The following is a 5,214-nucleotide window of genomic DNA, read 5'->3' as shown; positions in this document are numbered from 1 at the left end:
CACTCAGACCGTGGCTGGCAATATCAGCACCAAGCATATCAAGCCGCTCTGGCTAACAGAGGGATCGATCAAAGTATGTCCAGGTTGGGTAATTCTCTTGATGACGGCTTAATGGAGGGCTTCTTCGGCATTCTTAAGCGGGAGATGTTCTACGGCCAAGAACATAAATACAAGGACCTAAATGAGCTTGAGCAAGCTATTCACAAATATATCGATTACTACAACAACGTACGAATCAAGACAGGACGAAAAAACATGACCCCGATTGAATATCGGAATCATGTTTTAACAACCTTAACGGCGTAATACTAAATTGTCCCAATTTTGGGGGTCACATCAGTTTCACTCTTTTTGCTTTTTTAATGATTGCTCCTTTTTCAAAAAAGTAAGAATTTCTTTTTAAATACATGACTGAATAAAAACATCGCTAAAGCCGCGTCTAGCATGATACCAGAGCATGTATCAATGACTTTTGCTTGAATTTTTTGTTGAAATTTATGTTGACAGTAATTATATGTAGAACTATACTGAAGCGATTAAGGGGGAAGAAAAAATATAAGGGAGGAGCCGTATATATGTATATCATTAGGCAACAATGGCTGCAGGACAATGCTATACGTAAGTGGTATTTCCTAGCAGCTATTTTAATTTTATTTGGGGGATGCAGTACTGCTATTCTGGTAAGCGACGCTCCGCAAAATCAGTGGTTAAGCCAGACCATATTCTCACGCTTTCTTGTTTTCAGCCTGCTGGTTCCTGTTCAGATCTTGCTTTTACTGAGTACATTTCGTGTCCGTCTACAGGATATATATGTTACTGGGAGCAGGCGGATAATTTGGAAGCAGCTGGAGTATCGTTTGGCGATAGCTTTGCTCGTGACCCTTGTACCATGGGCAGTCGGCTGCTTGATTGGTATGTTCCTCAATGGCTGGGGGACCAGATTAGGGACTATAGTGGCAGAAGCATTGATTCGCTACCTGTATCTGGCCTTGTCCTGCCTGGCTATTCTCTTGCTGGTCAGTCTCTGTTTGCTGGCTAGCAAGAGAATCTGGGCCTTTCTGGCCGGCTTTGTTCTAAGCGGAATTTCCTATTTCTTGAACGTCAACCATCATTTTTCCTTGTTCTATGATTTTCTTATCGATGATTTGGGAACCCTGCTTCTGTCCCGCTTGCCGATCCTGCTAAGCATAGTCTTGTTTCTAGCTGTTGGCGTGCAAATGGAAATCGCTAGAAAGGACTGGTAAAATGCGGCTTTTTAAAGATCAGTTTCTGTATTTCTGGCAGATGATAAAGGTGAGGTTCCTATCATGGCTACTGTTGACCTGTTTGTTTTTGCTGGTTGCCGGTGGTTTCATGAGAAACGGCAGAAGTGCCAATATAATGGTCTTCCAAGGGCTTGGATTGGCAGAGATAAGGGCTGGCATTAGAGATTTTCCGGTCTCGTGGTTCGGCTATTTCTTTTTCCCGCTGATGATCAGCTTGAATATTTTCAAGGAATTGTGGATCAGCAGGGTAATGCAGCTGCGGGGCCAGCAGATCAAGCCAAGTCACTTCAGCTGGGTCAATGTCATATTGCAGTTGCTCTTGGCCGCAGTTTACGTCTTGGCAAGCAATGCCTCCCTGTGGTTGAAAGACTTGCTGTGTGGCAACTCGCCTCTTGTTCTGGGACCCTGGCAAGGAGGAGCAGCAGAATTGCACTGGATGTTAATTGCCTGGCTTGGGGTCAGCTCACTCTTACTGATTCAAGCCAGTTGCAGTGAGCTCACTCCCGCTTTGGGCTTGATTATGCCAATCGTCTTGTTGGTTTCGACCTCTTTGACAGCTTGGAGCGGCAATCCGCTTAATGCATTAATGTTGAGCCGCTGGACCAGTGGCGCAGAGTTGTTTATGTTTGTGTGGACCCTGATCTGGGCTTTGCTGTACGTATTAGTTGACAGCAAGCACGGCTGGGTCTAAAGGAGGAAGAATGTTTATTGAGTTAAAGAATGTAAACAAGGTCATCTCAGGCCGGCAGCTGCTCAGTCAAGTCAACTGCGAGATTGAGGCTGGCCAGATCGCGGTTTTTGAAGGGATCAACGGATCTGGGAAGACTTTGATTTTAAAGACGATTTTGGGCTTGATGAAGGTTGACGGGGAAGTTTTGGTAGCTGGCAAGCAGGTCAAGCCGCAAGATGCTTATCCGGTCAAGGCAGGGATTTTGATTGAAAATCCCAGCTTGATTACAGACTTCACGGCAACGCAAAATATGGAGCTTTTAGCCAAGCTTGATGAGCATATTTCTGCAACTGAAATTGCAGAATTGCTGAAATACTTTGACTTAAGCCGCTTTCCTAATGAAAAGGTCAAGAAGTTTTCTTTAGGGATGAAGCAAAAGCTGGGTATTGCTGAAGCCTTCTTGGGCTCATATCCGCTGATTGTTTTAGATGAACCGACCAACGCTTTGGACAGCGATAGTATTGATAAGTTGGTGGATTTGATCAAGTTGCGGCAAAGCAAGGGATGCACTTTTGTCATCGCTTCACATGACCGGGATTTTGTTGAGCAAGTGGCAACCAAGCGCTTTAAAGTTGAAGAAGGTGTGGTTCATGAAGCGTAAAGTATGGCTGGCGGCAGCCATCGTCTTGTGCGTGCTGGCAGGCCTGCGCTATTGGCAAGTAAACGCTAATCCTGTTTACCGCGGGGTAGACAAGGAAATTTTTGTCAAGAAAGGGCAGGAGGTTCATGCTCCAGGAATCGACTTTAAGATTCTGTCCGCCAAGATGGTCAAAGGGAAAGAAAACGTTTATTTGACTGTAAAGGTTGATCTGAAAGACCGTGGCTATTACGCGGATGGCAAGCATGGAATAATCGCCGCGGTTAGCAACATGTATTTCAATATGCCATACAGCATCAGCAATCAATCAGATCTTTATGTGGTGGATGGCAATGGGCACAAGGTAGCCATTGGATACTTGACTAGCAAAACTCCCCAGCCATTGACGCTGAAATTTGACAATGTGCGAAGTTGGTATGATACAGAAAACACACCGGCCAGATTCAGCTTTTTGGTTGGGGATGGCAATGGGTATAAGAAGTATTCAATACTTTTGGAATGAGCGTAATTTTTAGGAGGTATATTATGTTACACAAAAGAATCGTTGTAGTGATTGCATCAGTTTTGATGACGTTGGGGATTGTGGCTACGGCCGCACCTGTATTCGCGGGGAATACGGGCAATACTTATTGGCGTAATGTTTATAGAGTTGGATCTCCTTACGACCATACTCCTGCTCGCAAGAAGGAAAACAGATCAGTTTACTATAATAAAACAAACAACGTACATATTAAAGGTGGCTACATCGTGATTTGGGCAGCTCTTTACGATGGGCGTGATGTTTCAGGTGGCCACAGTTATAAGAGTTATCAAGGAATGGTAACTCATTTGTGGAATGAAGCGGTAGAGCACTATGGGAAAGGCGTATCTGTAAGAATTAATTCGAAAAAAGCTGCTAACGGATGGGCAGATGGTGTTTGGAGTCCAGATAGCAAGTAAGGTGATGACAAAATGAGTTTATTGTGGTCAAGGCTGAATAAGCGCTGGTTTGTTGCGGCAATCGCTGTTGGCATGGCAGTGGGATTGTGGCAGATAATCGTTAACTACCACACCGGTATGGCGAATATCGACTCGCCTTACACTCGCTGGCTGTCAATTGATACTGACTCATCTGCAACGACAATTTTCTTCATCCTCTTGCCCTTCTTAGCTAGTATTCCAGCAGGAAACATGTTAAAAGAAGACTTAGACAGCGGTCTGTTCAACAAATTTAAACTGCAGGTACCTTTAGCCCATTTGATTAAGCAATATGTGGCTATGGCTTTTTTAACCGGGTTTGTGACCATCATGATTCCGCTACTTTTAAACTTGTTGGGGTATCTGTTGATTCTTCCAAATTTTAAGCCAGATAATTTGCTAAATATCAATATTGGGGTTTTCAACTTCAACACCATGCTGGTTTCTTTGTATTATAGTCATCCATTTGTTCACGCATGTCTTAATATATTGCTAGCTTCTGTCTGGGGAGGTTTGTTCTCGGTATTTGTCTTGGTCAATTCGGTTTGGATTAGAAATCGATTTGCATCATTGAGTACAGCCTTGGTTTTAGAGCTGATCTTAATGGAATTGGATGCCGTTTTACCAATTGACTATATGCCCAGCATATCGCCTACGGATTTTTTACCGGAACAAGGAAGCCGCCCGCTGTTATGGCTGACAGCTTTGATGACGATAGCGTTAGCTGCATACTGTATGGGGATGTATAAGCTGGCTTGCCGCCGGGCCGTGCTGTAATTTTCGTGCGAAAAGGGAGGAGTCTAAGTGTGAAGGTTATTAAACAGCAATGGCTGTTAGATACGACTGTACACAAGTGGTTTCTGTTAACTGCCGCATTGCTATTCTTTGGGGGATATAGCAATGCGTTTTTAGTAAGTAATACACAGCAAAGCCTGTGGTTAGAGCAAACTCTGTTCTCGCGCTTTCTGATTTTTAGCCTCTTAATACCTAGTCAGATCTTGCTTTTATTGTGTACCTTTCGAATTAGGTTTCAAGATATTTACATCGTAGGTGGAAGATGGATTATTTGGAAGCAACTTAAGTACCGTTTGATAGAGATACTACTTTCAAGTCTTTTACCATGGTCGTGTGGCAGTTTAACGGGGATGCTTGTTAATGGCTGGAGTCCGACGTTAGGGGCAGTAGCTACTGAGGCATTAATTCGCTGTTTATATTTAATTTTGTCGTGCTTAGCACTTCTTCTGCTTACCAGTTTTTGCTTTCTAATTAGTAATCGAATTACGGCCTTTCTAGCAGGGTTTGTTATAAATGGTCTTTCTTTCTTCTTGAATGTTAACCACCACTTGTCTATAATTTATGATTTTGTTGTCCCGGAATTTGCTACTTTACTCTTTTCCTGCTTGCCAATAATGTTAGGCTTGCTTCTTTTCTTGATTTTCATTGTACAGCAGGAGATTTCCAGAAAAGATTTGTGAAATATGATATATAGAAAATAGAATTGAGTATAGCGATTTTAGGAGGTAATGTATATTATGTTACATAAAAAGTTTATTGTACTAATCGCATCAATTTTGATGACGATTGGTGTTGTTACTATTGTTTCACCTGTTTTAGCCGGAACTGTATAATTTTATGGGTTCAGTATAAAAACTTGTGTAAATGAC

At 42.8% G+C, this 5,214-nt stretch carries 8 protein-coding genes; all 8 read left to right on the top strand.

Annotation, left to right across the window (positions count from 1 at the left end):
* Window positions 1-306, top strand: a 306-nt coding sequence (locus tag HMPREF3168_RS06165) for an IS3 family transposase (protein ID WP_148129883.1), incomplete at its 5' end; no start/stop codon positions are given.
* A gap of 551 nt (window positions 307-857) precedes the next feature.
* Window positions 858-1,244, top strand: a complete 387-nt coding sequence (locus HMPREF3168_RS10725; RefSeq protein WP_225209295.1) for a hypothetical protein — start codon at window positions 858-860, stop codon at window positions 1,242-1,244.
* A 1-nt stretch (window position 1,245) separates the two neighbouring features.
* Window positions 1,246-1,956, top strand: coding sequence for a hypothetical protein (locus HMPREF3168_RS06155; protein WP_016396071.1), 711 nt, complete (start codon window positions 1,246-1,248; stop codon window positions 1,954-1,956).
* Window positions 1,957-1,966: 10 nt separating this feature from the next.
* On the top strand, window positions 1,967-2,596 hold the full coding sequence (locus HMPREF3168_RS06150; RefSeq protein WP_003613078.1) for an ATP-binding cassette domain-containing protein: 630 nt from the start codon (window positions 1,967-1,969) through the stop codon (window positions 2,594-2,596).
* Window positions 2,586-3,095, top strand: coding sequence for a hypothetical protein (locus HMPREF3168_RS06145; protein ID WP_003616401.1), 510 nt, complete (start codon window positions 2,586-2,588; stop codon window positions 3,093-3,095). Before HMPREF3168_RS06150 ends, HMPREF3168_RS06145 begins: the two co-directional genes overlap by 11 nt.
* Before the next feature lie 23 nt (window positions 3,096-3,118).
* Entirely contained in the window at window positions 3,119-3,532 is a 414-nt protein-coding gene (locus HMPREF3168_RS06140; RefSeq protein ID WP_035165391.1) for a hypothetical protein, read from the top strand.
* Window positions 3,533-3,544: 12 nt separating this feature from the next.
* Window positions 3,545-4,327: a hypothetical protein gene (locus HMPREF3168_RS06135; RefSeq protein ID WP_003616399.1), complete on the top strand. Its 783-nt coding sequence runs from the start codon at window positions 3,545-3,547 to the stop codon at window positions 4,325-4,327.
* A 29-nt stretch (window positions 4,328-4,356) separates the two neighbouring features.
* Window positions 4,357-5,025, top strand: a complete 669-nt coding sequence (locus HMPREF3168_RS06130; protein ID WP_016396069.1) for a hypothetical protein — start codon at window positions 4,357-4,359, stop codon at window positions 5,023-5,025.
* Window positions 5,026-5,214 lie beyond the last annotated feature (189 nt).

The sequence above is a fragment of the Lactobacillus sp. HMSC08B12 genome (genome assembly GCF_001808415.1).
Taxonomy (GTDB): Bacteria; Bacillota; Bacilli; order Lactobacillales; family Lactobacillaceae; genus Lactobacillus; species Lactobacillus delbrueckii.
The sequence above is the reverse complement of the archived record's forward strand: the minus strand, read 5'-3'. Positions and strand labels throughout refer to the sequence as shown.